Here is a 26,820-nt window from a genome sequence, read left to right as displayed (position 1 = left end):
CCCGCTGGAGCCCGCGCCCACGCGCGGGCTCATCGGGCGCCGGCCAGGCGGAGCAGGTGCTCGGCGACGGCGGCCTGCGAGGTGGCCGCCGCGAACCGGGTGGTCGCGACCGCCCGGCCCACCTCGGCCTCCCGGGCGGCGGCCGCCGGGTCGAGCAGCCGGGCGGTCAGCGCGGCGGCGAACGCCTCGACGTCGAACGGCGGGACCGCCGCACCCGCGTCGCCGAGGTACCCGCCGATGCCGGCGACGTCGAAGGCGACCACGCTGCGCTGACCGGCCATCGCCTCCATCGCCACCAGCGGCAGCCCGGCCTCCCAGCGGGAGGGGACGGCGACGACGTCGGCGGCGGCGTACCACTCGGCCAGCCGCTCCCCGGGGGCGAAGCGGACCGAGTCGTCGGCCCGGGCGCGCAGCGCGGCCTCGTCCGGGCCGGTGCCGACGAGCACCAATCGGGCGTCCGGCACGGCTCGTCGCACGCCGGGCCAGGCCTCGAGCAGCATGTCCTGACCCTTCTGCCGGGCCAGCCGCCCGACGCAGACCACGGTGGGCGCCGGCGCGAGCCCGAGGGCGTCGCGGGCGGTCGCCCGGTCCCGCGGGGCCCACACCTGGGGCTCGACGCCGTTGGGCGCCACCACCGCCGGCCCGGTCATGCCCGCGGCCCGCCCGGTCGCCAGCTCCGCCTCGCTGACGCAGAGGGTCAGCTCGGTCCAGCGCTGGGCGAACCGCTCCCACCCGCGGGAGGCCGTCTGCACCGGCCCGGTGACCGCCTCGAACGACCAGGCGTGCGGCTGGAACACCGTCGGTCGCCGGCCCCGGACCGCCAGCCGCCCGGCCAGCCCGGCCTTCGCGCTGTGCAGGTGCACCACCTGGGGGTCCGTGGCCGCCACGACCCGGCGCAGCGCCGCCGCCTCGCCGGGCACGGACGGGCCGGGCGATCGGCTCGCCCGCCACGGCAGCAGCCGGGCCCCGGCCGCGCGGACCGTGTCGGCCAGCCAGCCCTCGCCCGGGCAGGCCACCAGGACCTCCCAGCCGCGGCGACGCTGGTCGGCGACCAGCCCGGCCACGACCCGGGCCACCCCCGCCTCGACCGGCTGGCTCACGTGCAGGACGCGCAGCGTCGGGTTCTCGGGTCCGCCCACGGGTCGAGCATGCGGCACCGACAGCGACCCTGACGAAGGACACCACGAGCGTCCGGAAGTGACCGATCTCACGAGGCTGACGGCAGGTGTACGGCGGTCGACGGCGGTATTGCGCCTCCTGCGGCTGCTCTGCGTGCCGTCACTGCTCGTGGTCGGCGAGGGGCGATCGGTTCGGAGCCCTGTGGCCAAGCCCACGGCCGCCGATCCACGCGCCGCCCGGCCTCCCGACGAGGGCTAGGCGACCCGAGCGGCCGGACCGTACGTTCCCCCGGGCCGGTCGGCGGGGCGTCCGCCGACGGGCCGGCGACGACCGGTCGCCGCAGGTCGACCACGCATCCACCGACGTACGGGAGCCGGATCTTGACGCTGCTGGAAGCCCCCGAAGAGAAGGTCCTGCCGCGGACGGAGGTCGTCGCCCGCCGGCGCTTCTGGTCCGCGGCGCGCCTCCGCGGCGAGGGCACCGCGGCTCGCCGGGCCTGGCGGAAGACCTACGTGCGCCGGATCCTGCTGGGCGACGCCCTCGTCGCCGTGCTCGCCGCCCTGGTCGGCCGGCTGCTGCCCGAGCAGGGGCCGCTCGCCGCGCACCACGCCCCCTGGCCGGTCGTCGTCCTGCCGCTGGTCTGGGTGGCCGCGATGGTGGCCGGCCGCAGCTACGAGGAGCGCTTCCTCTGGGTCGGCCCCGAGGAGTTCCGCCGGGTCTTCTTCGCCGCGGCGCTGCTGCTGGCCTCCGTCGGCACCGTCTCCTGGGCGTTCAAGCTCGAGGTCGCCCGCAGCTTCGTCGTGGTCGCGCTGCCGCTGGCCACCGTGCTGAGCCTGCTGCAGCGCTACGCCCAGCGCGCCTGGCTGCACCGGCAGCGCGCGCACGGCCGGTACCAGCAGACCGCGATCCTGGTCGGCCACCGCAACGGCGCCGCGGAGCTGCACGCCCAGCTGGTCCGCCAGGCCCAGCACGGCCTCCGGGTGATCGGCGTCTGCCTCCCGACGGCCCCGCCCGCCGGGACCGTCTTCGACGGGCTGCCGGTGCTGGGCGGCTTCGCCGACATCGCCGACGTCGTCCGCCGGTACGAGGTCGACACCGTCGCCGTGCTGCCCTCGCCCGAGCTGGACGGCGCCGCGCTGCGCCGCCTCGGGTGGGACCTGGAGACGACGGAGGCCGAGCTGCTGCTCGCCCCGGCGGTGACCGAGTTCGCCGGCCCGCGGGTGGGCATCCGGCCGGTCAACGGCCTGCCGCTGCTGCACCTGGAGCGGCCGGAGTTCCGCGGGCTGCGACGGGTCACCAAGGACGTCTTCGACCGGTCGGTCGCGCTGGCCGCCGTCGTGGTGCTGCTCCCCGTGCTGCTCGTGCTGGCCCTGGCGGTCAAGACCACGAGCCGGGGCCCGGTGTTCTTCCGGCACGAGCGGATCGGCCGGGCCGGCGAGCCGTTCCACGTCCTGAAGTTCCGCAGCATGGTGGCCGACGCCGACCGGCGCATCGAGGCGCTGATGGCGCAGAACGAGGGCAACGTCGTCCAGTTCAAGATGAAGCGCGACCCGCGGGTCACCCGGGTGGGCGCCGTCATGCGGCGCTGGTCGCTCGACGAGCTCCCGCAGCTGCTCAACGTCGTCGGCGGCACCATGTCGCTGGTCGGCCCGCGGCCGCACGTGACCCGCGAGGTCGAGCAGTACGGCTTCGACATGCGGCGCCGCCTGCTCGTCAAGCCCGGGATCACCGGGCTGTGGCAGGTCAGCGGCCGGTCCGACCTGTCCTGGGACGACTCAGTGCGGATCGACGTCCGCTACGTGGAGAACTGGTCGCTCGCCCTGGACCTGATGATCCTGGGCAAGACCCTCGGTGCGGTGCTCCGCGGCTCCGGGGCCTACTGACGGGACCCGCACGGCGGACGCCGGGGTGCGGGGCCGGAGGATGGCCCCCACCCTCCTCCGGACGGAGACCGACGTTGACCGGCACCGATCACGACCTCGCCCGCACGCTGGCCACCCGGGCCGGCGAGCTGCTGCTCACCGTGCGCAGCCGGGACTTCGCCGACGCCGCGGCGCGCAAGGCCGCCGGCGACGGTGAGTCCCACCGCTGGCTGGCCGACCAGCTGGGTGCGCTGCGGCCCGGGGACGCCGTGCTCTCCGAGGAGGCCGCTGACGACCCCGCCCGGCTCACCGCCGACCGGGTCTGGATCGTCGACCCGCTCGACGGCACCCGGGAGTTCTCCGAGCTGGAGCGCACCGACTGGGCCGTGCACGTCGCGCTCTGGGAGCGGGGCGAGCTGGCCGCCGGTGCCGTCGCGCTGCCGGCCGAGGGCACGACCCTGGGCACCTCCGCCGTCGAGCCGCCGCCGGCCCGCCCGGACGGTCCGCTGCGGCTGGCGGTGAGCCGCAGCCGGCCGCCGGCCCTGGTCGCCGACCTCGTCGCGCAGCTCGCCGCCGAGCCCGTGGCCATGGGCTCGGCCGGGGTCAAGGCGATGTCCGTCGTCCGCGGGGCGACCGACGCCTACGTGCACGGCGGCGGCCAGTACGAGTGGGACTCCGCCGCGCCCGTCGCGGTGGCCCGGGCCGCCGGGCTGCACACCAGCCGGCTCGACGGCTCCCCGCTCCGCTACAACCGGCCCGACCCCTACCTGCCCGACCTGCTCGTCTGCCGGCCGGAGTTCGCCGACCAACTGCTGGCCGCCCTCGCGGGGGACGCCCGGGGCTGAACCCTCCGGAATCGGCAGCCACGACCCGGTCAAGTACCGGTGCGGACCTGCCGATCACGAGGACATGCCGTGGTGGGGATGGGTGCTCGTCGGGTGGACGGCGCTCGCGGTGGTCGTCGCCGTGCCCCTGGGCATGGCGCTGCGGATCGCCGACGAGCGCTCGCGGGCGCAGGACGGCCTGCTGCCGACCACCCCCCGCCCCGCCACGCCCCGCCCCGCCAGGGCCCGCCCACGCCGACGCCGGCTCCCCGTGCCCCCGCTGGCCGCCGCGCTGATCGGCATCGGCGTCACCCTGGAGTCCGTCGGACTCGGCCTGCGGATCGCCGGCAACGACCGGGGCGTCGCCCGCTACCTGTCCATGGACGCCCCGCTGTCGGTGCCCCGCATGTGGGTCACCGCCCTGCTCGCCACCGCCGCCGTGGCCGCCTTCGTCGGCGCCGCACGCAGCACCGATCGCCGGCCGTGGTGGCTGGGTGTCGGCGTGGTCGCCGCTCTGGTCGCGCAGGTGAAGGGCGGCGGGACCGTGCACGTCCAGGCGCTGGAGACCACCGGTCTGGCCGGTCGTCCGGTGCTGGCCGCCGTCCTCAGCACCCTCCTGGCCGCACTGACCCTCGCCGTGCTCTGGTGGCTCAGCCGCACCGAGCGGCGTGACCGTCGGCGGGTGATGACCGCCTTCGCGGTCTACGCCGCAGCCGCCGTCGTCCTCTCCGGCATCTCCTCCCTCGTCGGGTCGGCGTCCGGGGCCTTCCCGTGGGCCGCCGTCGCCACGTTCGTCGAGGAGAGCGGTGAGGTCGTCGGTGCGGTGGCCGTGCTCACCGCCGTCCTCGTGGGGGTCGCCCCCCGGCTCGTGCTCCCGGCCGACTGGGCGCTCCGCCGCCGCGCCGACGCCGAGACCGTGGACGCCCCCGGCGTGCTGCCGGCCTGGCGCACCGGGCCCGACCGGCTGCCGGGCTGGCCCGGCTCCTGACCGTCAGCCCCCGATGAGGTGCGCCAGCACCCGCCGGGCGCTCTCCTCGGGGCTGGACTCCCGGGTGTCGATGGTGAGCTCGGCGTCCGTCGGCTCCTCGTAGGGGTCGCTGATCCCGGTGAAGGCGGCGATCTCCCCGCGCCGCGCCTTGGCGTACAGCCCCTTGCGGTCCCGGGCCTCGCACTCGGCGAGCGGGGTGGCCACGTGCACCAGTACGAACGACCCCGGCCCGGCCTGCTCCTCCACCAGCCGGCGGGCATCGGCGCGGGTCGCGGCGTAGGGGGCGATCGGGGCGCACACGGCCAGCCCGCCGTGCTTGGCGATCTGCGCGGCCACCCAGCCGATCCGGCGCACGTTGGTGTCCCGGTCGGCCTGGGAGAAACCGAGCCCGGCCGACAGGTGGGTGCGCACCTCGTCGCCGTCCAGCAGCGTGACCGTCCGGCCGGCCTCCAGGAGCAGCTCCACCAGGCGCCCGGCGATCGTCGACTTCCCGGCGCCGGACAGCCCGGTGAACATCACCACCCGGCCACCGGTGCGCAGCGGCGCCTCGTCCGTCCGGCTGCCCAGCAGCTCGGCGCCGTAGGCGGCGGCGACCTCGGCCCAGCCGGCCTCCGGCGCGCTCGCGGTCACCGGCACGGGGACGACGACCAGCTCCCGCCCTTCGGCCCACCCGGCCCAGGAGGCAGCACCCAGCGACAGCGCCGCCGAGTCCGGGGAGGTGCCGGCCGCGGGGAGCAGCACCAGCAACCGCTCGGGCAGCTCCGTCCCGTCGGCCGGTGGGCTGCCCACCCAGGCCCGGGGCGCCGGCCAGCCCCGCTGTGCCAGCTCGGTGCGGACGGCGGACGGGGCGCGCCAGCGGGGGATCTCCCGGACGGTCAGCCCGCCGTCGTCCCGGGTGGCGACCAGCACGCCCTCGGCGTCCTCCAGCTCGGCGGCCGGGGGGACGGCGGGCGCGCCGGCCACGAGGTCGAAGCCGTACCGCGCGAGTGCGGCGAGCTCGGTGTCGGTGAGTCGGGCCCGCGTCTGTGCCATGCAGGGAGTCTGGCAAGCACCGTGCGGCCGGACCGAACCGGTCGGGACGTCACCGGTCGGGACCGTCACCGGTCGGGGCGTCGCCCGGCCGGGGGCGCCGTCACATGCCGGGGCGGACGACCCCGCAGCGACAGGCGTAGAGCGACGCACCGCTGAACGGGTCGTCACCGGTGCGCCGGTACCGGTGCAGGTGCACCGGCGAGGGCCGGCTGCTGCCGGGCCGCAGGCCGACGGCCGAGCCGGGGGGTGGCGATGCGAGGAAGCGCACGCGCCGAGTGTGGAGCCCACCGGCCCGCGGCGGAAGGGCACCGAGCGTCAACAGTCGATGAACTCCGTCACTCGCCCGGGGCGACCCGGACGGGTGCCGGTCGGCCGGGTCGTCACCGACCGTGGTGCGGCCGACCAGCCCCTCCGCGACGCCCGGTCGCTGCGGAGGCGGCAGGGGTCAGCGGGTCGCAGTCCCGACCGGGTCGCGCGGGGTGCGCTCGTCCGCGGCCCGCTGGGCGGCGAAACCGGACTGCAGGGCGTCGGCGAGCGAGCGGGCGGAGTGGACGGGGCCGGCGACCGGAGCGTGTGCAGTACGCGTCATGGCGGAGAAGCTAGGGCGCGGCTGTGGTGCAGCGAACAGCGACACACGGTCGGCGTCCGTTGCGAGTTCATGACGGGTGCACACCCGTCACATCGGGCAGACGATCACCCAGCGCAGCGTCCAACCAGGCGTCCGTTCGTCGGTCCCAGGTGCGTTCGGCGGCCCAGCGGACCCGATCGAGGGCCCAGCCCGCCGGCTCGTCGGCGGCGGCCTCCATCGCCGCGGCCATCTCCGCCGCCCCGTCCACGACGTAGCTGTGCGGCGGTGCGTCGCTGGAGTGCTCCAGGTGGCCGGCGCTGGCCACCACCGGGACGCCCCGCGCGCAGTAGTCGTAGGTCTTCATCGACGACTGGCCCAGCGCCCGGCTGGCCACGTCGGGCACCAGGGCCACGGCCGCGAAGTCGAGCATCGCGGGCAGCTCCGCGCGGGAGACCGGCCCGGCGTACCGGAACCGCCCCCCGGTCTCCTGCTCCAGCGCCAGGAAGCGCTCGGCCGCGGCGCCCGCCCGCAGTGGGAAGACCAGCTGCCCGTGGACGGTGAGCGTCCACTCCGGCAGCAGGGTGAGCACCGCGCGCACCAGGTCGACGTCGAACCGCTCGGCGACGCTCCCGACGTAGACCGCGTGCCGCGCCCGCCGCTCCACCGACCGGGGCGCGTCCAGGAGGGCCGCGTCGGTGCCGTTGGGGACGACGACCGGGGCGCGCCCCGGGAACAGGTCGGCGAGGACCTGGTTCACCACGATCACCTCGTCGGCCTCGTCGGCGATCCGGCGGAGCTGCTCGCGGAGCCCCCGGGCCTGCGGCAGCAGCCGGGCCCAGTCGTCGGTGCAGTCGAACACCGCCCGGCCGCCGATCGAGCGGGCCGCCCGCCACTCCCACGGCAGCATGAAGACCGTCAGCGCCTCCTGCCAGGAGGAACGGCGCAGGAAGCGGCCGAGCAGGGCGGCGTCGACCCGTTCGGCCACCGGCCCCCGCAGCCCGGGCAGCACCGTCGAGCGCTCGGAGACGGTGATCCCCGGCGCCACCTCGGCGAACCGGCCGGCGGGCAGGTGCTGCCACCAGTTGCCGGGGTCGCTGCGCAGCCGTCGCCAGTCGGCGGGTGCCTGGACGAACCGGATCGGCACCCCCCGGTGGGCCAGCTCGGTGGCGATCATGTGCTCGCGCCGGATGGCGGGGTGCCAGGGGTCCTTGGCGACGAAGCCGACGCCGGCGGGCGACTCGGGGAAGGGCGTCGGGCTCAGTGCAGGTCTCCTGGCGTGGTCACTGCTCGACCCTAGGAGTCGCCCTCGGCGGCCGCTGCACCAGACTCTCCGGTCGTGGCAGGAAGGTGGGCAGCAGAGCGGGTGTCCCCGGCCGTCGTCCGCCGGCTGCCGCTGGCCGCCAAGCGCGCGGTGCTGTACCGGCAGGCCCACGGACGCCCGCCGGCCCGCCCGCCGCAGACGTTCACCGAGAAGGTCAACTGGCGGGTGGTGCACGACCGGCGGCCGCTGATCGGGCAGCTGGGCGACAAGCTGGCGATGAAGCGCTACGCCGCCGCGGTGCTCCCCACGCTGGCCGTGCCGCGGGTGCTGTGGGCGGGCGTGGACGTCGCCGACCTGTCCCGGGTCGACCTGCCCGACCGCTGGGTGCTCAAGCCCAACCACGGGACGATGCGGGTGCACGTCGGCGCCGGGCGCCCGGACGTCGACCAGCTGCGCCGGGTCACCGCGGGGTGGCTGGACGAGCCGCTGTACCGGGACCGCGGCGAGTGGGTCTACCGCCAGGCGCGGCGGATGCTGCTGGTCGAGGAGTTCCTCGGCCCGGCCGACGAGGTGCCGGCCGACCACAAGCTGTTCGTCTTCGACGGCCGGCTGCGGCTGGTCCAGGTGGACACCGGGCGGTTCGGTGCGCACCGGCGGCGGCTGTACACCCCGGACTGGACGCCGGTCGACGTCGACGAGGCGGTCGCCGCCGGCCCGGTGACCGCGCCGCCCGCATCGCTGCCGCAGCTGACCGAGGTCGCCGAGGCGCTGGGTGCGGAGTTCGACTTCGTCCGGGTCGACCTGTACGACGTCGCCGGCCGGGTCTGGTTCGGCGAGCTCACGCCCTACCCCGGCGGCGGACTGGACCGCTTCGACCCGGCGCTGGACGTGCTGCTGGGCTCGATGTGGCGGCTGCCGTCGCGCTCAGCCGTGCGTGCGGGCCAGCAGCTCCTCCGCTGAACGGGTGTTGACCACCCGGTCGGCCGGGACCCCGCACTCCACCGCCCGGGCGCAGCCGGCGTCCTGCCAGTCGAGCTGACCGGGGGCGTGGGCGTCGGTGTCGATGGCGAAGTCGCAGCCCAGCTCCACGGCTCGGCTGAGCAGCCGCCGGGGCGGGTCGAGGCGCTCGGGACGGGAGTTGATCTCCACCGCCGTCCCGTGCTCGACACAGGCCCGGAAGACGGCGTCGGCGTCGAACTCGCTCTCCGGCCGGGGGCGCTGGGTGCCGTTGCGCTGCTTGCGGCCGATGACCAGCCGGCCCGTGCAGTGCCCGAGGACGTCGGTGTGCGGGTTGGCGACCGCGGCCAGCATCCGCTCGGTCATCTGGGCACGGGGTGCCCGGAGCTCGGAGTGCACGCTCGCGACGACGACGTCCAGCCGGCCCAGCAGTTCGTCGGTCTGGTCCAGGGAGCCGTCGACGAGGATGTCGCACTCGATGCCGGTGAGGATGCGGAAGGGCGCCAGCTCCTCGTTGAGTGCGGCGACCACGTCCAGCTGCTGCTCCAGCCGTTCGGGGGTGAGGCCGTTGGCCACGGTGAGCCGGGGGGAGTGGTCGGTCAGGGCGAGGTACTCGTGGCCGATGCCGATCGCGGCCTCGGCCATCTCGCGGATGGGGCTGCCGCCGTCGGACCAGTCGGAGTGGGCGTGCAGGTCGCCCTTGAGCGCGGCCCGCAGCGCCGCGGCGTCGTCGGCCAGCGGGGTCAGCTCGGCGTGCGCCTCCTCGAGCTTGGCCAGGTAGGCCGGCAGCTCGCCCCGATGGGCCTCGAGGACGACCGTGGCGGTCTTGTCGCCGATGCCCTTGAGATCGGTGAGGGTCCGGGTCGCGATCCGGCGGTCGAGCTCGGCGTCGTCCAGGGCGGCGACGACGGTGGCCGCCGTCCGGAAGGCCTGGACGCGGTACGACGGCTCGCGGGCGCGTTCCAGGAGGAAGGCGATCCTCCGGAGCGCGCCCGCGGGCGTGAGTGCCGTGCTCATGCGGTCAGCTCAGTGCGTGAGCTTCTTCGCCTGCTTGGTGGCCCGCTTCTGCGCCTTGGCGGCCCGCTTCGAGGCCTTGGTGTAGCTGGCCTCGGCTGCGGCGGCCGCCATGCCGGCGGTGCGCTTGGCGCGCCAGCCCACCGACGGCTTGCCCTCGGTGTCGACGGCGGCGAGCAGCAGGCCGCCCATGATGCCGACGTTCTTGACGAAGTTGCTGGTCTGCCCGAAGCGCTCCTTGGGGTCCTCGTGCTCCCAGAAGCGGTGGCCGGCCAGCGTGGTGGGCACCAGTGAGGTGGCCAGCGCGAGGGCGGAGAAGCGGGGGAACCGGCCGAGGGCCAGCAGCGAGCCGGCGCCCACGTGCACCCCGGCGTTGATCTTGACCCACTGCTCGACGTCGCGAGGGACCTCGACGGGGAGCTGCTTGTCAGCGATCTCGGTGATCTGTTCGACGATCGGTGCTGCACCGGGCACGCGCGACTGCGGGTTCCGGAGGGTGTTGATCCCCCCGTAGATGAACGTGGCGGCGAGCATCGGCCGGGCGATCCGGCGGACCAACATCTGGAACCTCTTCCCATCGGTGACGTCAGCGGTGCAGTGCCCTGGTCAGCGCCAGGACAACCGCTGCATCGGAACCGTAGTGAGAAGTGACGATCACCGCTGGTCGAGCGGCTGCGGCCGCCCGTCGGCTCGGTCCCCGCGAGGGGACCGGGGTCAGTGGCTGGGCTGCGGGCTGCGTGCGCCCAGGATGTCGGCGACCGTCAGGTCGGCCGGCAGCCCGGCCAGGTGGTCGGTGAACGGGGCACGCTCATCGGCCATGCGGACGCACCCGCCGATGACGAGTGCGACGACTCCGGACACGGCGGCCCACGACAGGGCGACGACAGCGACGATCACATGTACTTCGTACTGGTCAGAGGCGGCGGTCAGGCCGCTGTTCGCACGGCAGAACCTGACCAACGTCGGTGATCGTCGTTGGGGGATCGCGCACGGAGGACGCCCGGCGGTCGTGCGGATGACACAGGTGGGTCGGGAGGATGGTCCTGTGACGGGCGAGGTGTCGGGAGCGCGGCCGGCACCGTCGGACGAGCGCCCGCGTCCGGCCCGCTGGGTGCTGGCCCCGGCGTCGGTCGGGGGGCTGCTGTTCACCGTCGGGCTGCTGGTCGAGGTGCGCTGTGCGGTCGGCCGGTGCCCGGCCGCCGGGTGGTCCCGGTTCGTCGCGCTGGACGGGGCGGGTGCGCTGCCGCGGTTGTTCACGGCTGCGGTGTTCTTGGCCGTCGGGCTGCTGGCCGCGCTCGCCGCCGTCCGGTCGACGGGGTGGGCGCGGTGGTGGTGGGCGGCGGTCGTGGGTGTCGGCGTCGTGCTCGGGACGGCGAAGGCGGTCAGCGCCTCGTCGACGGTGGAGCAGGGCGGCGGCAGGTACACGACGCTGGTCGGGGGCGTGCTGCTGTCGGTGATCGGTCTGCCGCTGCTGTGGCGGGCCGGACGGCGCTGGGCGGTGCGCGGCGCGACCCCGGTGACCCTGGCGTTGGCCGGCTGCGCGGTCGCGGTGTTGGGGCTGGACCAGGTGACCGAGGCGGTGAGGTCGGTGTCGTCCTCGCCGGTGGCGCTTGCGGTGGCGACGTACGTGGAGGAGGGCGGGGAGGCGGTGGCCGCCCTGCTGCTGCTGGCCGCGACGTCGGCGTGGCGGCCTCGGCGGGTGATCGATGCCCCGGGGGGCGTCAGTCGTAGGGGCTGGTGAGGACCGAGCGGGCCTGGCGGACGGTGAAGGTGGCCGGCGCACCGTCGGTGGTCGTGGTGCCGGGGACGTCGGCGCTGACCCCGCCGTCGACCGAGTAGGTCGCGCCCCAGGTGGTGGTGAGGGAGGCCGTGTAGGTGCCCGAGGAGTACTCGTGGCTGATCGTGTGGTCGGGGTAGGGGGCGCCCGGGTCGGTGGTGGTCAGGGTCGTCCCGTCGCCGGTGCGCCAGGTGTAGCTCACCGCGTTCGCTGTGATCAGGACGTCGAACCCGCGGATGTCGACCGTGAAGGTCTGGGTCGTCGGACTGTCGGTGAAGAAGATGACCGGCAGGCCGACCAGCGCCTCGCCCGGTGGCTGCTGGCGGGTGGTCAGCTGGGGGAGTGGCAGCGTCTCGAAGTAGCGGAAGACCTCCGCCGGCGACGGCGGCGGATTCAGATCCGTGACATCGACGCAGGCGCTAGCGACGGTGCCCCAAGGGCCGTAACCCGTGCCGGGAGCGTTTTCGGCCTCCGGAGACACGCCGTCGACTGCGAGTCCATCCGCCTGAGCCAGCCGTTGCCTTTGGATGACGTAAACGCTGATGAGGCGACCAGGACTGGTTGGGCAGTCGACCTCCGTGCCAGTACACCCACCCAGGTTAGGGTCATCCAACTGGCACGGAGTTCGCAATCTCCACTGGTAGAGAAGGGGCTCGGCTGGGGTGGTGTTCGAGGCGATGTAAAGGCCATCGGTCGGTCCAGTGACGTCGACAGCGGATATGGCGACAGCGCCGCCGGTGAGCTCTGTGCTGGTGCATCCAATGTTCCGGCATGGCGCAGCCGCTGCTGAGGATGTTGGCAGGAAGCTAGCCGCAACAATCACCGCTGCGGCTAGCGTCCCTAATTGACGTCCCACTGCGTCAAGATCCACGTGCTGTCGGTCGAAGCCCAAGTGAGAATGGCTCCGCTGGTCAGCGACTCTGCAGGCGCGCTAAGATCGTCGATTCGTGATCCACCCGGCCCTTCAACGTTCAAAGCGGCCTGATTAATGGAGAACGCGCCTTCAACTTTGAAGTCGCGTACGTCTCCGAAGGAAGCGCTGCTGACGCTCACTTCGCCACCCTCGTACGTGTACCCAGCGGCCTTATCTTCGCGGATGTTCGCGATGAGTGAGTCGCATAGTGAGCAGTCTTGGCTGAACTGGTCCAGGTAAGTGGGGTCCATCGACGACTGTGCGGCGTTGTAGACGTCCATGTAGTACCGGATGAATGCTGCTGCGCCGGCGGGGGTCTGCTCGCGGGCTTCGGGGGGCATGGGGAGGTCGGGTGGGCCGAGGGGTGGGAGCGCCTCGCTGGTCTCGGTCGCTGACGGGGGCGCCTCGGGCAGGGTCTCGTTGGCCGTCTCCCCGCGTGAGCAGCCGCCGAGCACGGCGATCGCCACGGCCGCTGCCACAGCTGCCCGAACCGGCCGCATGCGTCGTCCTCCCTGCGCCACCCGACTGAAGTCGTGAGGAGAGTACGCAGGTCAGCGGCTCGCCGCGTCGCCCAGAAGGTCGAACTGTGGACGCTAGTGCTCTGGTGCAGCAGTGCAACCAGAGCACTAGCACCGCCGGATGCACTGCACGGTCAGTCGGTGGCGACCTCGGGTCAGTCGGTGGCGACCTCCGGTCAGCCGGTGGCGACCTCGGGTCAGCCGGTGGCGACCGCGCCCGACGCGGCTCGGTCGCGTCCTACCGGCGGGGCCGGGGGCGCGTCGCGTCGGTCGCCGGGAGAGTCGGCTGGGTCGGGACGGTCCGCCAGTGCCGGCTGGCCAGTGCGACGCCGCAGCCCAATGCCATCCCGGCGAGCACGTCCCCCGGGTAGTGCACGCCCACGTGCACCCGCGAGTAGCCCACGCCGAGCGCCAGCGGCGCGATCAAGGCCCCGGTCGCCGGGCTCTCCAGCGCGACCCCCGTCGCGAAGGCCGCTGCGGACGCCGAGTGTCCGCTCGGGAACGACGACGAGTGCGGAACCCGGCGCAGCGCCCGATCGCCCTGCGCGGCGGCCCGGTCTGGCCGGACCCGGCCGAACACCCGCTTGACGACAGCGTTCACCAGCGCGCTCGACACGGCCATCGACCCCAGCCCGCGCACGGCGGCGCGTCGAGGCTGCCCCGGCCGCAACGCGAGGACGGCCCCGATCAACGCCCAGAGCTTGCCGTGGTCCGCCGTGGTCGACAGCCGGCGCAGCCACCGGTCGACGGGCGTCGCGGGCAGTCGGCCCACGCGCTCGAGCAGCAGCGTGTCCCAGTGGCGGGGATGGAGCACCCGGCGTCGTCCTCAGGTGCGCTGGCGGGCGCGGTACGCGGCCACCGTGGAGCGGCTCGCGCAGGTGTTGGAGCAGTACCGCCGGCTGGCGTTGCGCGAGGTGTCGACGTACACGTGCCCGCAGCCCTCGGCCGAGCAGACGCCCAGACGCTGCCAGCCGTGCTGCACCACGACCTGGGACAGGCCCATCGCCACGGTCGTCGTCAGCTGCTCGACCACACCGGCGTCGGGGCGGGCGTAGTGCAGGTGCAGCTCGCCGTCGTGGTCGGTGGCATAGGGCTTCGGGGAGGCCAGGGCCAGCAGGGCGTTCAGGCGCGCCATCACCTCCGGTTCGCTGTCGGCCTCGGCGACGTCACGCACCAGGGACGACGTCTGCGCCACCGCTCCGGCCTCGGCGGGGCGCAGCTCCAGCGCCGTCCCGTCGGTGAACCACTCGTCGTGGGCGTCGAGGAACACCCGCACCCAGTCCGGGTCGTCGCGGTCGGCGTTGGCCAGGTCGATGGCCAGTTCGACGGCGTTCGACCCGTAGGTGTCGTAGTCCATTTGACTCCCTACTCGTTGGTCCGTAGCCTCCGGAACCTGTAGGCGGTGAACAGCATCTGACCGCCTACAGATTCCCCTTCTCGCACGTCTCGAAGTGAGCCAGTCATGCGTTCGTACCTCGCCGTGTGGCGGTTGCCGTCCGCTCCGGTCCTCCTGCTCGCCGGGTTCGCCGGGCGACTGCCGTCCTCCATGGTGCCGCTCGCGCTGCTGCTCATGGTGCAGGAGCAGACCGGGTCGTACGCGATCGCCGGCGGCGTCTCGGCCACGTACGGCATCGCCACCGCGGTGATGGCCCCGGTGCTGGGGCGGCTGGCCGACCGCCGCAGCCCTCGGCTGGTGCTGTTCGTCCAGTCCGTGGGCTACCCGCTGCTGCTGGCGCTCATGGCCGCCGCCGTCCTGGGCCGTGCGCCGCTGCCGTGGGTGTTCGCGGCCGCGGCCGCGGTCGGGGCCAGCACCCCGCTGGTCTCCGGCACGGTGCGGGCGCTCTGGTCGCGGGTCGACGTCCGCGTCCGCCCCACGGCCTACGCCCTGGACGCGACCGCCACCGAACTGGTGTTCGTGGCCGGCCCCACCCTCGTCGCCGCGCTGACGTTCGTCGCCGGCCCGGCGATCGCCCTCGGCCTCGCCGGCGTGCTCGGCGTCCTGGGCGCCCTCGGGATCGCCACGAGTGCACCGATGCGTGCCTGGAGGCCGGTGGTCGCGGAGTCGCGGCGGCTGCTGTCGACGGTGACCACGCCGGGGATGCCGCGCGTCCTGCTCAGCGGCACCGCACTGATGTTCGGTGTCGGTGGGCTCGAGGTCGCAGTGCCGGCGTTCGCCGACGACGCCGGGTCGCCCGGCATCTCCGGCCTGCTGCTGGCCGTGTGGGCGCTGGGCTCTGCCGGGGGTGGCCTCTGGTTCGGCGCCCGCGTGGTCAGCGCCTCGCTGCCCCGTCAGTACCGCTGGTGCCTGCTGGGCGTGACGATCGGCCTCGCGCCGCTGGCAGCCATCTCCGACCCGTGGGTGCTGGGCGCGCTGCTCTTCCTCGGCGGGACGGCGATCGCCCCCACCCTCACCGTGCAGAGCTCGCTCGTCGGGTCGATCGCCCCCGCGTCGGCGGTCACCGAGGCGTTCACCTGGCTGTCGACGGTGACCTTCGGTGCCTCGGCGATCGGTGCTGCGGTCGGTGGCGCGCTGATCGAGACCTCGGCCGGTGTGGCCGGCGCCCTCGTGATGGCCACCGGTGCCGCCGCGCTGGCCGTGGCGGTCACGCTCCTGCCCGGACGCCGTCCCGACCTGCCCACCGAGCCTCGGCGTGAGGCCGTCCCGGCCTGATCGACGGCGGCTCCCGACCCCGGTTGGGAGCCGCCCGCACGCGCTGGTAACCTTTCCCCTCGGTGGTTCCGGGGCAACCCGGTCTCCGGGAGGCTTCGCCTAGTCCGGTCTATGGCGCCGCACTGCTAATGCGGTTTGGGTTAATCCCCATCCCGGGTTCAAATCCCGGAGCCTCCGCGCGACAACTGAACACGCACCACGCGCCCGTAGCTCAACGGATAGAGCATCTGACTACGGATCAGAAGGTTAGGGGTTCGAGTCCCTTCGGGCGCACGTCTGGTTGAGACAGCACCACGGCCCCGCACTCCTCGGAGTGCGGGGCCGCAGTGTGTTCAGGGCCGCTTCACGCCGGGGCGGGCCCGCCCGTCCCGTGCCGCGCGCCGAGGTCGGCGAAGACGTCGGCGTTGAGCCGGAAGGCCAGCGACACCTCGGCGATCACCCGGTCCTGCTCCGCCGCACTCCACGGTGCGGCGTCGAGCGCGGCCCGGTACGCGTCCTTGAACGGCTTGGGCTTGGGGATCTGGTCGAACACGTAGAACCGCACGCCGTCCTGCTCCAGGCCGAAGGTGCGGCCGACCAGTCGCCGGATGATCTGCCCGCCCGACAGGTCGCCGAGGTAGCGCAGGTAGTGGTGGGCCACCAACCCGGCCGGCCAGTCGAAGGCGACCTCCCGCAACCGGGCCACGTACCGCTCCGTGGCCGGCAGGACCACCCCCTCGCTCCGCCACCCCGGCCCCAGCAGGAAGGCCAGGTCGGCTTCCAGCGCGGGCAGCCGGACCAGTCCCGGGTGCAGGAACGGGCGCACCTGCGGGGAGTCGGCCTGGGCCACGGCCGCCTCCTCCAGCACCGCGTAGACCGCGTGCGTCTGGGTGAGCAGGTCGGCGTAGGCGGTACGGGGGAGCTCCCCGGCGAGCAGCGCGGTGACGAACCCCGAGGTCTCCGCCGCGGTGTGGTCGGCCTGGGTCGCCTCCTTGAGCCGGGCGGCGAACCCGGGCGGCGTGAGGGTGCTGGTCATCGGTGGGGCTCTCCGGTCGTCGTCTCGAGTGTGGGCGGGTGCGGTGCGCGTCCGGGCTCAGCGGGGGCGCAGGACCGTCTTCGTCACCTGGCCGGCGGCGACCAGCACCCCGTCGACGCTCGCCTCGGCGCGCAGGAACGCCACCGACCGGCCGAGTCGGAGCAGCGTGCCGGTCAGCCGCAGCTCCGCGCCCGGCTGCACCGCCCGCAGCAGCGAGCTGGTCGCGTCGTGCGTCACCGCGTTCTCGCCCGGGCCGAGGTGGGGGAGCAGGTGGACGTAGGCGGCGACGTCCAACAGGGCCGCCACCAGCCCACCGTGCAGCACCCCGCCGTTGTTCAACGTCGGTGGCCCGACCGGCAGCACCAGGCCGGCCGCGGGGTCGGCCGGGTCGGCGAGCCGCAATCCGAGCCAGGCGTGCAACGGGACGTCGAGCACGCCCTGGACCCGTTCGGTCAGCAGCTCCTGCGCAGCGGTCACCGAGCGACCGTACGGCCCGGACGGGCGCGCCGCCCCGCCCGTCCGGCGGCCCCACGAACATGACGATCACGTTGAGAAGTGCGAAGGCGTGCATGGGCCGGACGTCCCGGAGCACCGTGGGGGACAACCCACCGTGGCCGGCGGGCAGGAGTCGGCTGCCCAGCGTCGGAAGAGGTGCAGGTCATCGCCGGAGGAGGAGGTCGGCCCTCGGGCGAACAGCCGTGGCTGCTGCCGGCAGCAGAACCGGCCGCGCCGCGTCCCCGGCGCCGCGGCGTCGTCCTGCTCCGCCTGGTCGTCGCCCTCGTGGTCGCCGGCGGGCTGGTCGCCGGGGTCGTAGCGCCCTGGATCGGCGGGGCCAGCGCGCTGGCCCAGCAGGGTGCCGCCCTCGTCCGCCCGCTGGAGACCGCCGCCGTCGACACCCGGCTGCCCGGGAACACCCGCGTCCTCGCCGCGGACGGCTCACTGATCACCGAGTTCTACTCGCGCAACCGGCACCCGCTCACCGGCGAGCAGATCGCCCCGGTGATGAAGGACGCGCTGATCGCCATCGAGGACGCCCGGTTCCGCGACCACCCGGGGGTGGACTCCCGCGGGCTGCTGCGTGCCCTGGCGCGCAACATCGCCGCCGGCGAGGTCGCCGAGGGCGGGTCCACGATCACCCAGCAGCTGGTCAAGCAGCTGCGGCTGCAGACTGCCGAGGACGCCGACGGGCGGGCCGCGGCGACGGCCGACACCGTCGGTCGCAAGCTGCGTGAGGCGCAGATCGCCCTGGCGGTGGAGGCGCAGTACACCAAGGAGGAGATCCTCACCCGCTACCTCAACACCGTCTACTTCGGGAACGGTGCCTACGGGGTCGCCGCCGCCGCGCAGCGCTACTTCGGGACCACCGCCGACCAGCTGACCGCCGCGCAGGCCGCGATGCTGGCCGGGCTGGTCCGCCGCCCCGCCTACTACGACCCGGTGACCGCGCCCGAGCCGACGAAGCAGCGCCGGGACCTCGTCCTGCGCCGCATGGCCGAGGTCGGCCTGCTCGACCAGGCCGCCGCGAAAGCCGCCCGGGCGGAGCCGCTCGGCGTAGTCGACGGGGGCAGCGCCCCCAACGGGTGCACCGAGGCACGCATCGGCGCCTTCTTCTGCGGGCACCTGCTGAAGGTGCTCACCGAGCAGTACGGGGTGACCCTCGAGCAGTTGCAGGCCGGTGGGCTGACCGTGCGCACGACCCTGGACCCGGGGGTGCAGCTGGCCGGGGACGCCGCCGTGGTGCAGACCCTGGCGATGGACGACCCGCGCGCCGCCGTCTACGTGAACGTCGAGCCCGGCACCGGCCGGGTGCTGGCCATGGCGGTCAATCGCAGGTACGGCCTCGAGAGGCCGACCCGGCACAGACCACGGTCGACCTCCCCGCCGCCGCCGGCCAGGGGGCCGGCTCGACGTACAAGGTCTTCACCGCCGCGGCCGCGCTGGAGCAGGGCTTCGGGCTGGACTTCGAGCTGCGGACCCCGGACCCCTACGTCTCCGAGGTCTACCGCGACGGCGACGGTCCCTACGACGTCGAGAACGCCGGCAACTACCCGCGCCGGCTGGACATGGAGCAGGCCCTCTACCGCTCCTCCAACACCTACTTCCTCGCCCTCGAGGACGCGCTGGGCAGCGTCGAGGGGCCGGTCGGGGTGGCCCAGCGGCTCGGGTTGACCAGCCTCGACCCGATCGCCGACCAGGTCATCGCGGAGAACCGGGGCTCGTTCACCTTCGGCGCCGAGCCGACCAGCCCGCTGGCCCTGGCCAACGCCTACGCCACCCTCGCCGCCCGCGGCACGCACTGCGAGCCGCGGCTGGTCGAGGCCGTCGTCGACCAGGCCGGGGAGCCGCTGACCGGCCCGGACGGCCAGCCGCTGGTCGGTGGGCCGCAGTGCACCCCCGAGGTGATCGCGCCGGGCATCGCCGACACGCTCACCCACGCACTGCGCAAGGACGTCGAGCCGGGCTTCCCCGGGCAGACCGGTCGCCGGGCGTACGTCCCCGGCCACCAGATCGCCGGGAAGACGGGCACCACCCAGGGCAACTACTCGGTCACCTTCGTGGGCTACACCCCGCAGTTCGCGGCGAGCGTGACGGTCTACGACCCGGTCCGCAACCAGGACGTCGGCGGGTTCGGTGGTGGCAAGGCGGCCACCGTCTGGCACGACGCGATGGCGCCGGTGCTCACCGGTCGGCCGGTCGCGGCCTTCGCGCCGCCGGACCCGCAGTACCTGCGCAGTGAGCGGGCCACCGTGCCGGGTGGGTGCGTCGGCGCCTGGTCGGACTGGTGTGGTGGGCTGCTGGCCGAGCGTGGGTTCCTGGTCGCCCGACAGGTCGTGGACGGCGCCCGGCCCGCCGGCCGCGTGGTCGGGCTCGCCCCGTCCGGCGGTCGTTCCGTCCCGCCGGGTGGCCAGGTGACGATGCTGGTCAGCAACGGGGCCGACTACGCGCCCCCGCCGCCCCCGAAGCCGGTGCGCACGCCCGCGCCCCGACCCGAGCCGGCTCCCGAGCCGAGCCCGGAGCCGACGCCGGAGCCCAGCCCGGTGGCGCCCCCTGCGCCCGCGCCCGCCCCCGAGCCGACGCCCGCGCCCGAGCCGCCCCTCGAGCCGACGCCGACTCCTGCGCCGGACCCGACTCCCGCGCCGGACCCGACTCCCGCGCCGGACCCGACTCCCGCGCCGGACCCGACTCCTGTGCCGGAGCCGGCACCCGAGCCGGGACCTGGGCCCGCGCCGGAGCCGGGGCCTGCCCCGGTGCCCGTCCCGGAGCCGGAGCCCGCTCCGGAGCCAGAGCCTGTTCCGGAGCCAGAGCCTGTTCCGGAGCCCGCGCCGGAACCGGCACCCGAGCCGGCTCCTGCTCCTGCGCCGGAGCCCGAGCCGGCTCCCGCTCCTGAACCGGAGCCCGCCCCTGCCCCTGGGCCGGAGCCCGCACCGGCTCCCGCTCCCGAGCCGGACCCTGCACCGGCCCCCTGAGCCCGCTCCCGAGCCGGCTCCGGCTCCCCGAGCCCGCTCCCGAAATCGGCGTCAGCACCCGAGCCGGAGCACGCTCCCGATGCGGCAACGAAGCCGGTTCCGGCTCCGTGAGCCCGCTCCCGGACCCGAGTCGGCGCCCGGACGCGAGCCGGCCGGCCTGTCGCTGAGGGGGCTGAGGGGCGGGGGGCCGGTCCTGACGGTCTGGCCGCGTTGGTCGGTCTCTCCAGCAGTGGAGAGCCACTCGTAGCCGGCTCCCCCGCCCGCGCTCACTGTGACTCAGGCCACAGTCGTCGTCAAGTCAGTGGCGGCGAGCCGCCCTCGCCGCGCGGCACGACCAGCACCGGGACGGTGGCGGCCCGCAGGATCTTCGTCGCCGTCGAGCCGAGGAAGACCCGCCCCTCCGGTCCGAGTCGGGACGACCCGAGCACCAGGACGTCCCCGGGCATCCACGGCACGGCGGCCACCGCCCCCGCCCAGCCGGCGCCGCGGCCCTGCACGGTCTCCGGGACGGGCCACGAACCGGACCAGTCCGCCACGGCGTGCTCCAGCGAGCCCTGCACCTGACCGGCCCACTCCTCGCTGACCACGTGCTCCAGCGGCAGGCCGGTCTCCGAGGGCAGCAGGGCGGCGCGCTCGGGCACGAAGGTCGCCAGCCGGACCGGCACGCGCCAGCGCTCGGCGAGCGCGCGGGTGGCGGACAGCGCGTCGGCGGAGCGGGCCGCGTCCGCCCAGGTGCAGGTCAGCCGGGTGGGCTCCGCCGGCGCCGACCACGCCCGCGGGGCCAGCGCCAGCGGCACCGGCGAGCTGTGCAGCAGCGGTTCGGCTACCGAGCCCGCCGCGAACCGGCCCGCCGGCGCCTCGGTCGCGGCGCCGAGCACGAGCACCCGCGCCCGGTACCGGTGGGCCGACTCGACCAGGCCGGCGGGCACCGAGGACGCCGGGACGACGGCGGCGCGGACGTCCTCGACCCCGGCCCGCCGCAGTGCGGTGAGCGCCTCCGCGTGGCGGGTGGCGGTCAGCGCGGCCCGCCACTGCCGGTACTCGCGGTCGAGCCGGGAGGTGGTCGCGTGCGGCGGGTCGAGCGGCACGACCGTCGTCACGACGACCGGGGAGCCCTCCGCGCCGGCCAGCCCGGCGGCCAGCCGGAGAGCGCCGTCGTCCCCACCGCTGTGCTCAGCGGCCTCCCAGCCCAGCAGGACGGTCATCGGGTCAGCGCCGTCCGGAGGCGGTGCAGGTGGCGGAGCACCGCGATCGCCCGCCGGGGGACCGGCGCCGCCAGCCGGCCCCGGTAGTCGCTGATGGCCGCCTGCCAGACCGGGTCGGCATGGGTCGGGTAGGGGTGGGTCGAGGCGGTCAGGTCGCTGGTGGTGAGCCCCTGCGTGACGGCGAGGGTGAGCTCGGCGAGGGTCTCCCCGGCCCGCGGCCCGACGACCGTCGCGCCGCGCACCCGGTGCCGGGCGTCGACGGCGAGGCGGGTGACCCCGTCCGTGCGCTGGTCGGTGATCGCCCGGTCGCTGTGCCGGTGTCCCTGTTCCAGCACCCGCAAGCCGGCCTGCTCGGCCGTGCCGGTCGGCACGCCCACGGCAGCCACCTCCGGCTGGGTGAAGGTGACCCGGGGCAGCGCGGTGAGGTCGACCCGGCGCCGCAGCCCCAGCACGGCGTTGGCGGCGACCGTCGAGCCGTGCAGACCCGCCAGGTGGGTGTACTGCGGTTGGCCGGTGACGTCGCCGGCGGCCCAGATGCGTGGGTTGCTGGTGCGCAGGTGCGCGTCGACGACGACCCAGCCGTCGTCGTCCCGCTGCACGCCGGCCGCGTCCAGCCCGAGGCCGTCACCGGCGGCGCGTCGCCCGGTGGTGACCAGCAGGCGGTCGCAGCGGAGCTCGCCGCCGTCGGCCAGCGTCACCCGGGTGTCGCCCGGCGCCCCGGACACCCGCTGGACCTGCGTCGAGAGGTGCACGGTGACGCCGTCGGCGCGCAGCGCGGCGGTGACCAGCGCCGATGCGGCCGGGTCCTCGCCCGGCAGCAGCCGGTCGGCGGTCTCCACGAGGTCCACCCGGACGCCGAGCCGGGCCATCGCCTGGCCCAGCTCGCAGCCGGTGGTGCCGCCACCGAGCACGACCAGCCGCTCCGGCAGGTCCGGTTCGTCCCAGAGCGTCTCGGTGGTCAGCGGCGAGGAGTCGGCCAGCCCGGGGACGGCGGGCAGCGCCGGGGCGGAGCCGGTGGCCACGACGGCCTGGCGGAACCGGACCCGGCGGCCGTCCAGCACGGCGCTGGACGGGCCGGTGAAGACCAGCTGCCCCTCGGCCACGGCGACGCCCGCGGCCCGCTGCGCCGCGGGCGAGTCGACCGGCTCGATCTCCTGGACCGCCGCGCGGACCGACGCCAGCACCGCCGCCCCGTCGACCCGGACGCCGTCCACGTGCACCCCGAACCCGGCTGCGGCGCGCGCGGCCGCTGCGGCCTCGCCGGCCGCGAACAGCGCCTTGGAGGGCACGCACCCGGTCCACAGGCACTCACCGCCCCAGGTGCCACGGTCGACGAGCAGCACCCGCGCGCCCAGGGAGGCGGCGGTCTGGGCGGCGAGCAGGCCGGCGGTGCCGGCGCCCACGACCAGCAGCTCCCACCGCCTGCGGGTGACGTCGGGGTCGGGCACGACGGGCGTCTCCGGTGGTCGAGGGCGGTGCGGGCCAGTCTGCCCGGCGCGACGTGGGTGTGCACCGCGGCAGGGAGGGAACCGGGACCACAGCGACGGAGGGAGCAGGGATGGTCGGCCGCGCCCGGCAGTACGAGCTGATCGCGCCCGTCTACGACCTGGTCTCCGGTGAGTGGCCGGTGTACCGGGCGGGCCGGCTGGCCGGCGTGTCCGGGCTGCGGTTGAGCAGGGGCGACCGGGTGCTCGTCGTCGGCTGCGGCACCGGCCTGGACCTGCGGCCGGTCCACGACCGGGTCGGGGACGCCGGGCGCTTCGTCGGGCTGGACGCCAGTCGGGCGATGCTCGGCCGGGCGGGTCGACGGGCCGCCTCGCTCGGCTGGTCGGGGGTGGGACTCGTCGCCGGCGACGCGACCCGGCCGCCGTCCCAGCGGCTGGCCGAGGCGCTCGGGGACGACGGTGCCGACGCCGTCCTGTTCACCTACGCGCTCTCCCTGATGGACGACTGGCCGACAGCCTGGCGGGCCGCGGTGGCCCTCGCCCGGCCCGGTGCCCGGGTCGCGGTGGTCGACATGCAGCGGGCGCAGCGGGGGCCGCGGCCGTTGCGCGCCCTGGCGGACGTGGCGATGTGGAGCGGCGGCGCCGACCCCGCCGCCCGGCCCTGGCAGGCCGTCGAGCAGCAGTGCACCGACGTCGACCGGGCGGACCTGCGCGGCGGGCACGTCCAGGTCCGGGCCGGCACCCTCCCCACCTGACCACCAAAATGGCCATTTTGGTGGTCAGGGGCGGCGGCGGAGGGCCTCGCGGGTGAGCTGGTCGACGGCGGTGTGGCCGGTCAGCCCGAGGGTGAGGTCGAACTCGCCGAGCACGTCCTCCACCACCTGACGGACGCCGTCCTCGCCGGCCACCCCCAGGCCCCAGGCGTAGGGCCGGCCCAGCAGGACCGCTCGCGCGCCCAGGGCGACGGCCACCAGCACGTCGGCGCCGCTGCGCACCCCGCTGTCGAACAGCACCGGCACCCGGTCGGCGACGGCGTCCACCACGTCGGGCAGCGCGTCCAGGGCGGCGATCGACCGGTCGACCTGCCGCCCGCCGTGGGTGCTGACCACCAGCCCGTCGACGCCCTCGTCGACCGCCCGCCGGGCGTCGTCGGGGTGCAGGACGCCCTTGAGCACGATCGGCAGCCGGGTGCGCTCGCGCAGCCAGGCGAGGTCGGCCCAGGTGATCGACGGGCGGGAGTAGATGGACAGGAAGGTCTCGACGGCGGCGCGGGGGAGCGGGGAGCGCAGGTTCTCCACCAGCGGGCCGGGCCAGGCGCGGGCCATCCCCACCAGGGCCCGCACCGCGGCGAGGTTGGGCCGCGGCTGCCGGTCGACCGGGCCGGCCGCGGCACCGGTGGGCCGCGCGGCGGTGGCCGCCGCCCGTTCCTCGACCAGCCGGCGGAACACCGGGTCGGAGGTGTACTGCGCGATGCCCTTGCCCAGCGCGAACGGCAGGTGCCCGAGGTCCAGGTCGCGGGGGCGCCAGCCGAGCATCGTGGTGTCCAGGGTGACGACGACGGCGTCACAGCCGCTGGCCTCGGCGCGGCCCAGCAGGCTCTCCACCAGCTCGTCGGAGGTCGACCAGTACAGCTGCATCCACCGCGGGCTGTCGCCCATCGCCGCCGCGGTCGTCTCCATCGGCACCGACGCCTGGTTGGAGAAGACCATCGGCACCCCGACGGCCGCCGCGGCGCGGGCGACGGCGAGGTCGCCCTCGGGGTGCACCAGCTCCAGCGCACCCACCGGCCCGAGTAGCACGGGTGCCGGGAGCCGGCGTCCGAACAGCTCGACCGAGGTGTCCCGGCGGCTGACGTCGCGCAGCACCCGGGGGACGACGGACCATCGGTCGAACGCCGTCCGGTCGGCCCGCTGGGTGGCCTCGTCGCCGGCGCCGCCGGCGACGTAGCCGTGGGCCCGGGCGTCGAGCCGGCGCTCGGCCTCCCGGGCCAGGGCCCGGTACACGGTGGGCACCCGGGGGTGCCTGCCGTAGACCCCCGCCCGGTAGACCACGTCCTGCCGCCGCCGTCCGGTCCCTGCCGCTGAGGTCATCGGATCACCGTAGTGACCTGGGTCTCGCACAGGGCTCCCTGCCCGGCGGGGTCGGGGCCGTCCCCCCGGCTCGACCGCCGTGGGCGACACGCCAGTTGCGACACGCCTGTGGGACGGAAGTGACGGGAGTGGCGCACTCCCCGCTGATCGAGGCCACCGGGCATGGTGGAGGGAGTTCCTGGGCAGGACGACGGTGCGGCGCTCAGCAGTCGTCCGTCGAGCGCCGGAGAACGGGGGACCGCAGTGCCGCTGACGTGCTCGTCCGCCCGCCCGGTGCTGCCCGCTCGACTGACCGTCGGCCTCGCGCTCGGTGCGGTCCTGGTCGCCGGGGCCGCCGTAGCCGGTCCCGCCGCCGCCCTCGAGGACCCGCGGCGCCCGGTCGGGACGGTCACCCACGGTCCCAGCTGCGGTCCCGGCGTCGTCCGCGTCCAGGTCACCAACGGCACCGAGCCGCACCGGGTCGCCCTGGTCTTCGACGGGGTGGAGGAGCAGGACGTCGTCGACCTCGCCCCCGGCGAACAGGCGGAGCTGACCAGCGAGGACGTCGACTGGGGCGTCACCGTCGACGTGTCGGTGACGGTCGCGGACCCGGACGGCACGCCGGAGCAGCCGCTGCAGTTCCGGACCTACACCCGGCCGAGCGAGGAGGACTGCGAGGCGGTCCGGCCGACCCCGACCCCGACGCCCACGCCGACTGCGGAGCCGACGCCGACTCCCGAGCCGACGCCGACTCCCGAGCCGACCCCGGATCCGTCCGGCTCCCCGGACCCGTCGACCCCCGTGCCGGACCCGGCGCCGTCTGCCGTCCCGCCGCCGGTCGAGCCACCCCCGTCGACCCCTGTGCCGTCGAGCCCGACGCCGACGCCTGAACCGTCCAGCGCGACGCCTGCGCCCGTCACGCCGTCCCCCACGACGGCCACCGCCACGCCGTCGAGCACGTCCGGGCCGCGGTCCAGCGGCCCCAGCGGCGCGGCGACCGGTGCGCCGTCCACCACCCCCACGGAGCCCGACGTCGGAGCCGGCGCCCCGTCCAGCTCGAGCGACTCCACGGCCTCTACCCCGGCGGTCACCGTGTCGCCGGGCGGGGTGGTGACCGTGCGGGCCAGCGGCTTCCGACCGGGGGAACCGGTCGACGTCCGGATGGCCGGCGGCGCCGAACTGCTCAGCACCGTCACCGCGGCGGCCGACGGCAGCGTCGAGGCGGTCGTCCAGATCCCGCGCGGTGCGGCGCTGGGTGCGGCCACGCTGGAGCTCGTCGGCAGCGAGTCCGCGGCGACCGCCGAGATCGGCCTCCAGGTCGCCGCCCGCGCCGCACCGGTGACCGAGCGGACCGGTTCGCCGGCGGTGCTCGCCGCCGGGCTGGTCCTGCTCACCGCAGCCGGTTCACTCGGGCTGGTGGGCGTGCGCCGGTCGCGGAACGGGCACCCCGAGGGACGACGCTGAGCGAGCAGCACGGCGGACGGCACCGGCACCAGCACTGCGAAGGAGACGTGGACCCACCGATGGACCAGCCCAGGGACCGGCTGCACGACGGCGCACCACCCCGAGGCGTCCCCCGGGACGTGCGGGGCCTGGCGGCCGCGGGTCCGAGCGCACCGGAGACCTGGCTGCGCATCGTCCAGGTCCACGACCGGATCACCCGGCGGGTCGACTCGGCGCTGCACCGGCAGCACGGGTTGTCGCTCACCGGCTTCGAGGTGCTGCGGCGGGTGGCCGAGTCCCCGCAGGAGCACGCCTCCATGGGCGACCTCGCCGACGCGGTCGGCCTCTCCCGGCCGGGGATCACCAGCACGGTCAACCGGCTCGTCGACGACGGACTGGTCACCCGTGAGCGACTGGACGGCGACCGGCGGCTGCTGCACGCCCGGCTGACCGACACCGGCCGGGACCGGGTCCGCGCGGCGATGTCCACCCACGACGACCTGGTGGCGCACCTGCTCACGATGCTCGGGGACGACGCCGCCGTGGTGACCGACGCGCTCGCCCGGGTGTCCTCCGCCACCCGCCGCCCCCGCTGACGCCGGCGGGGCCGACACCGCGGGGCCGCGCCCGGCCGGCGTCCGGGTCGACCCGTGCGGGGCAGGGCGGAGCCGC

26 protein-coding genes, 2 tRNA genes and 1 pseudogene are annotated in these 26,820 nt (G+C 75.3%); 13 read left to right on the top strand and 16 right to left on the bottom strand.

The window, feature by feature from the left end; translation table 11 throughout:
* Positions 1–29 precede the first annotated feature (29 nt).
* On the bottom strand, positions 30–1,139 hold the full coding sequence (locus IN07_RS23205) for a glycosyltransferase family 4 protein (protein ID WP_197058615.1): 1,110 nt from the start codon (positions 1,137–1,139) through the stop codon (positions 30–32).
* 360 nt (positions 1,140–1,499) lie between these two features.
* On the opposite strand from IN07_RS23205, the gene IN07_RS23200 reads away from it, so the two are divergent.
* From IN07_RS23200 to IN07_RS23190, 3 genes are all read left to right on the top strand, one after another.
* Positions 1,500–3,002, top strand: a complete 1,503-nt coding sequence (locus IN07_RS23200; RefSeq protein WP_052091701.1) for a sugar transferase — start codon at positions 1,500–1,502, stop codon at positions 3,000–3,002.
* 74 nt (positions 3,003–3,076) lie between these two features.
* Positions 3,077–3,826 carry a 3'(2'),5'-bisphosphate nucleotidase CysQ gene (locus IN07_RS23195; RefSeq protein WP_036341337.1) on the top strand — a complete coding sequence of 250 codons (750 nt, stop codon included), beginning with the start codon at positions 3,077–3,079 and terminating at the stop codon, positions 3,824–3,826.
* Positions 3,827–3,890: 64 nt separating this feature from the next.
* A complete protein-coding gene (locus IN07_RS23190) occupies positions 3,891–4,793 on the top strand; it encodes a hypothetical protein (protein ID WP_052091700.1) in 903 nt (300 codons plus the stop codon).
* A gap of 3 nt (positions 4,794–4,796) precedes the next feature.
* Here IN07_RS23190 and cysC read toward each other — a convergent pair whose 3' ends face one another.
* The 4 genes from cysC to IN07_RS23180 form a co-directional block, all read right to left on the bottom strand.
* Entirely contained in the window at positions 4,797–5,825 is a 1,029-nt protein-coding gene (cysC, locus tag IN07_RS26595) for an adenylyl-sulfate kinase (protein WP_081975654.1), read from the bottom strand.
* Positions 5,826–5,925: 100 nt separating this feature from the next.
* On the bottom strand, positions 5,926–6,093 hold the full coding sequence (locus tag IN07_RS25545; RefSeq protein WP_156119358.1) for a hypothetical protein: 168 nt from the start codon (positions 6,091–6,093) through the stop codon (positions 5,926–5,928).
* Positions 6,094–6,270: 177 nt separating this feature from the next.
* A complete protein-coding gene (locus tag IN07_RS25540) occupies positions 6,271–6,414 on the bottom strand; it encodes a hypothetical protein (RefSeq protein ID WP_156119357.1) in 144 nt (47 codons plus the stop codon).
* Positions 6,415–6,481: 67 nt separating this feature from the next.
* On the bottom strand, positions 6,482–7,567 hold the full coding sequence (locus IN07_RS23180; RefSeq protein WP_036341334.1) for a glycosyltransferase family protein: 1,086 nt from the start codon (positions 7,565–7,567) through the stop codon (positions 6,482–6,484).
* A 189-nt stretch (positions 7,568–7,756) separates the two neighbouring features.
* On the opposite strand from IN07_RS23180, the gene IN07_RS23175 reads away from it, so the two are divergent.
* Entirely contained in the window at positions 7,757–8,614 is an 858-nt protein-coding gene (locus IN07_RS23175) for an ATP-grasp fold amidoligase family protein (protein WP_052091696.1), read from the top strand.
* Here IN07_RS23175 and IN07_RS23170 read toward each other — a convergent pair.
* Positions 8,579–9,628, bottom strand: a complete 1,050-nt coding sequence (locus IN07_RS23170; protein WP_036341331.1) for a PHP domain-containing protein — start codon at positions 9,626–9,628, stop codon at positions 8,579–8,581. The two genes, IN07_RS23175 and IN07_RS23170, sit on opposite strands and share 36 nt — an antisense overlap.
* 9 nt (positions 9,629–9,637) lie before the next feature.
* Positions 9,638–10,186, bottom strand: coding sequence for a DoxX family protein (locus tag IN07_RS23165; RefSeq protein ID WP_036341328.1), 549 nt, complete (start codon positions 10,184–10,186; stop codon positions 9,638–9,640).
* Positions 10,187–10,670: 484 nt separating this feature from the next.
* Here IN07_RS23165 and IN07_RS26815 point away from each other — a divergent pair, with 484 nt between their 5' ends.
* Positions 10,671–11,366 (top strand): hypothetical protein, encoded by a 696-nt coding sequence (locus tag IN07_RS26815; protein ID WP_036341322.1) that lies wholly within the window; start codon positions 10,671–10,673, stop codon positions 11,364–11,366.
* On the opposite strand, the gene IN07_RS25535 is transcribed toward IN07_RS26815, so the two are convergent.
* The 4 genes from IN07_RS25535 to IN07_RS23135 form a co-directional block, all read right to left on the bottom strand.
* The gene (locus tag IN07_RS25535) at positions 11,347–11,883 is read right to left on the bottom strand and encodes a hypothetical protein (RefSeq protein WP_156119356.1); all 537 of its coding nucleotides are present in this window, start codon (positions 11,881–11,883) and stop codon (positions 11,347–11,349) included. The two genes, IN07_RS26815 and IN07_RS25535, sit on opposite strands and share 20 nt — an antisense overlap.
* Positions 11,884–12,242: 359 nt before the next feature.
* Positions 12,243–12,782 (bottom strand): DUF6318 family protein, encoded by a 540-nt coding sequence (locus tag IN07_RS23145; protein ID WP_156119355.1) that lies wholly within the window; start codon positions 12,780–12,782, stop codon positions 12,243–12,245.
* 289 nt (positions 12,783–13,071) lie between these two features.
* Complete coding sequence (locus IN07_RS23140) at positions 13,072–13,647, bottom strand: phosphatase PAP2 family protein (RefSeq protein WP_052091693.1); 576 nt, start codon at positions 13,645–13,647, stop codon at positions 13,072–13,074.
* 12 nt (positions 13,648–13,659) lie between these two features.
* Complete coding sequence (locus tag IN07_RS23135) at positions 13,660–14,190, bottom strand: CGNR zinc finger domain-containing protein (protein WP_036341313.1); 531 nt, start codon at positions 14,188–14,190, stop codon at positions 13,660–13,662.
* Between the two features lie 105 nt (positions 14,191–14,295).
* Between IN07_RS23135 and IN07_RS23130 the strand changes: the two genes are divergently transcribed.
* From IN07_RS23130 to IN07_RS23120, 3 genes are all read left to right on the top strand, one after another.
* Positions 14,296–15,504, top strand: a complete 1,209-nt coding sequence (locus tag IN07_RS23130) for an MFS transporter (RefSeq protein WP_036341310.1) — start codon at positions 14,296–14,298, stop codon at positions 15,502–15,504.
* Positions 15,505–15,592: 88 nt separating this feature from the next.
* A tRNA-Ser gene (locus tag IN07_RS23125) sits at positions 15,593–15,681 on the top strand.
* A gap of 23 nt (positions 15,682–15,704) precedes the next feature.
* Positions 15,705–15,777 (top strand) — tRNA-Arg (locus tag IN07_RS23120).
* Between the two features lie 70 nt (positions 15,778–15,847).
* Here the strand turns inward: IN07_RS23120 and IN07_RS23115 are convergent.
* The gene (locus IN07_RS23115; protein ID WP_036341307.1) at positions 15,848–16,519 is read right to left on the bottom strand and encodes a biliverdin-producing heme oxygenase; all 672 of its coding nucleotides are present in this window, start codon (positions 16,517–16,519) and stop codon (positions 15,848–15,850) included.
* A gap of 57 nt (positions 16,520–16,576) precedes the next feature.
* Positions 16,577–16,996, bottom strand: coding sequence for a PaaI family thioesterase (locus IN07_RS23110; protein ID WP_231558548.1), 420 nt, complete (start codon positions 16,994–16,996; stop codon positions 16,577–16,579).
* Positions 16,997–17,074: 78 nt separating this feature from the next.
* Between IN07_RS23110 and IN07_RS26585 the strand changes: the two are divergent.
* Together IN07_RS26585 and IN07_RS26810 are read left to right on the top strand one after the other, a co-directional pair.
* Positions 17,075–17,950: pseudogene (locus IN07_RS26585) on the top strand (transglycosylase domain-containing protein); the annotation flags it as partial.
* A gap of 149 nt (positions 17,951–18,099) precedes the next feature.
* A complete protein-coding gene (locus IN07_RS26810; protein WP_081975653.1) occupies positions 18,100–19,986 on the top strand; it encodes a penicillin-binding transpeptidase domain-containing protein in 1,887 nt (628 codons plus the stop codon).
* A gap of 293 nt (positions 19,987–20,279) precedes the next feature.
* Here IN07_RS26810 and IN07_RS23095 read toward each other — a convergent pair whose 3' ends face one another.
* Positions 20,280–21,191, bottom strand: coding sequence for a universal stress protein (locus IN07_RS23095; protein WP_052091687.1), 912 nt, complete (start codon positions 21,189–21,191; stop codon positions 20,280–20,282).
* Positions 21,188–22,639 carry a dihydrolipoyl dehydrogenase family protein gene (locus IN07_RS23090; protein WP_036341304.1) on the bottom strand — a complete coding sequence of 484 codons (1,452 nt, stop codon included), beginning with the start codon at positions 22,637–22,639 and terminating at the stop codon, positions 21,188–21,190. The genes IN07_RS23095 and IN07_RS23090 overlap by 4 nt, the downstream gene beginning before the upstream one ends.
* 110 nt (positions 22,640–22,749) lie before the next feature.
* Between IN07_RS23090 and IN07_RS23085 the strand changes: the two genes are divergently transcribed.
* On the top strand, positions 22,750–23,391 hold the full coding sequence (locus tag IN07_RS23085; RefSeq protein ID WP_052091686.1) for a class I SAM-dependent methyltransferase: 642 nt from the start codon (positions 22,750–22,752) through the stop codon (positions 23,389–23,391).
* Between the two features lie 24 nt (positions 23,392–23,415).
* On the opposite strand, the gene IN07_RS23080 is transcribed toward IN07_RS23085, so the two are convergent.
* Positions 23,416–24,726 (bottom strand): alpha-hydroxy-acid oxidizing protein, encoded by a 1,311-nt coding sequence (locus IN07_RS23080; RefSeq protein ID WP_036341301.1) that lies wholly within the window; start codon positions 24,724–24,726, stop codon positions 23,416–23,418.
* A gap of 243 nt (positions 24,727–24,969) precedes the next feature.
* On the opposite strand from IN07_RS23080, the gene IN07_RS25530 reads away from it, so the two are divergent.
* Together IN07_RS25530 and IN07_RS23070 are read left to right on the top strand one after the other, a co-directional pair.
* On the top strand, positions 24,970–26,169 hold the full coding sequence (locus IN07_RS25530; protein ID WP_036341298.1) for a hypothetical protein: 1,200 nt from the start codon (positions 24,970–24,972) through the stop codon (positions 26,167–26,169).
* 59 nt (positions 26,170–26,228) lie between these two features.
* Positions 26,229–26,744: a MarR family winged helix-turn-helix transcriptional regulator gene (locus IN07_RS23070; RefSeq protein WP_036341295.1), complete on the top strand. Its 516-nt coding sequence runs from the start codon at positions 26,229–26,231 to the stop codon at positions 26,742–26,744.
* Positions 26,745–26,820 lie beyond the last annotated feature (76 nt).

Origin of the sequence: Modestobacter caceresii (genome assembly GCF_000761485.1) — a bacterium.
GTDB classification, from domain to species: domain Bacteria; phylum Actinomycetota; class Actinomycetes; order Mycobacteriales; family Geodermatophilaceae; genus Modestobacter; species Modestobacter caceresii.
This window is presented reverse-complemented; position numbering and strand designations above follow the sequence as displayed.

What these genes read in the sequence shown, in the direction of transcription:
- IN07_RS23115 (WP_036341307.1), bottom strand. Translation starts at nt 16,519, where the DNA reads ATGACCAGCACCCTCACGCCGCCCGGGTTCGCCGCCCGGCTCAAGGAG.
- IN07_RS23095 (WP_052091687.1), bottom strand. Translation starts at nt 21,191, where the DNA reads ATGACCGTCCTGCTGGGCTGGGAGGCCGCTGAGCACAGCGGTGGGGAC.
- IN07_RS23190 (WP_052091700.1), top strand. Translation starts at nt 3,891, where the DNA reads ATGCCGTGGTGGGGATGGGTGCTCGTCGGGTGGACGGCGCTCGCGGTG.
- IN07_RS23180 (WP_036341334.1), bottom strand. Translation starts at nt 7,567, where the DNA reads ATGATCGCCACCGAGCTGGCCCACCGGGGGGTGCCGATCCGGTTCGTC.
- IN07_RS25540 (WP_156119357.1), bottom strand. Translation starts at nt 6,414, where the DNA reads ATGACGCGTACTGCACACGCTCCGGTCGCCGGCCCCGTCCACTCCGCC.
- IN07_RS23170 (WP_036341331.1), bottom strand. Translation starts at nt 9,628, where the DNA reads ATGAGCACGGCACTCACGCCCGCGGGCGCGCTCCGGAGGATCGCCTTC.
- IN07_RS23135 (WP_036341313.1), bottom strand. Translation starts at nt 14,190, where the DNA reads ATGGACTACGACACCTACGGGTCGAACGCCGTCGAACTGGCCATCGAC.
- cysC (WP_081975654.1), bottom strand. Translation starts at nt 5,825, where the DNA reads ATGGCACAGACGCGGGCCCGACTCACCGACACCGAGCTCGCCGCACTC.
- IN07_RS23085 (WP_052091686.1), top strand. Translation starts at nt 22,750, where the DNA reads ATGGTCGGCCGCGCCCGGCAGTACGAGCTGATCGCGCCCGTCTACGAC.
- IN07_RS23070 (WP_036341295.1), top strand. Translation starts at nt 26,229, where the DNA reads ATGGACCAGCCCAGGGACCGGCTGCACGACGGCGCACCACCCCGAGGC.
- IN07_RS23080 (WP_036341301.1), bottom strand. Translation starts at nt 24,726, where the DNA reads ATGACCTCAGCGGCAGGGACCGGACGGCGGCGGCAGGACGTGGTCTAC.
- IN07_RS23165 (WP_036341328.1), bottom strand. Translation starts at nt 10,186, where the DNA reads ATGTTGGTCCGCCGGATCGCCCGGCCGATGCTCGCCGCCACGTTCATC.
- IN07_RS23130 (WP_036341310.1), top strand. Translation starts at nt 14,296, where the DNA reads ATGCGTTCGTACCTCGCCGTGTGGCGGTTGCCGTCCGCTCCGGTCCTC.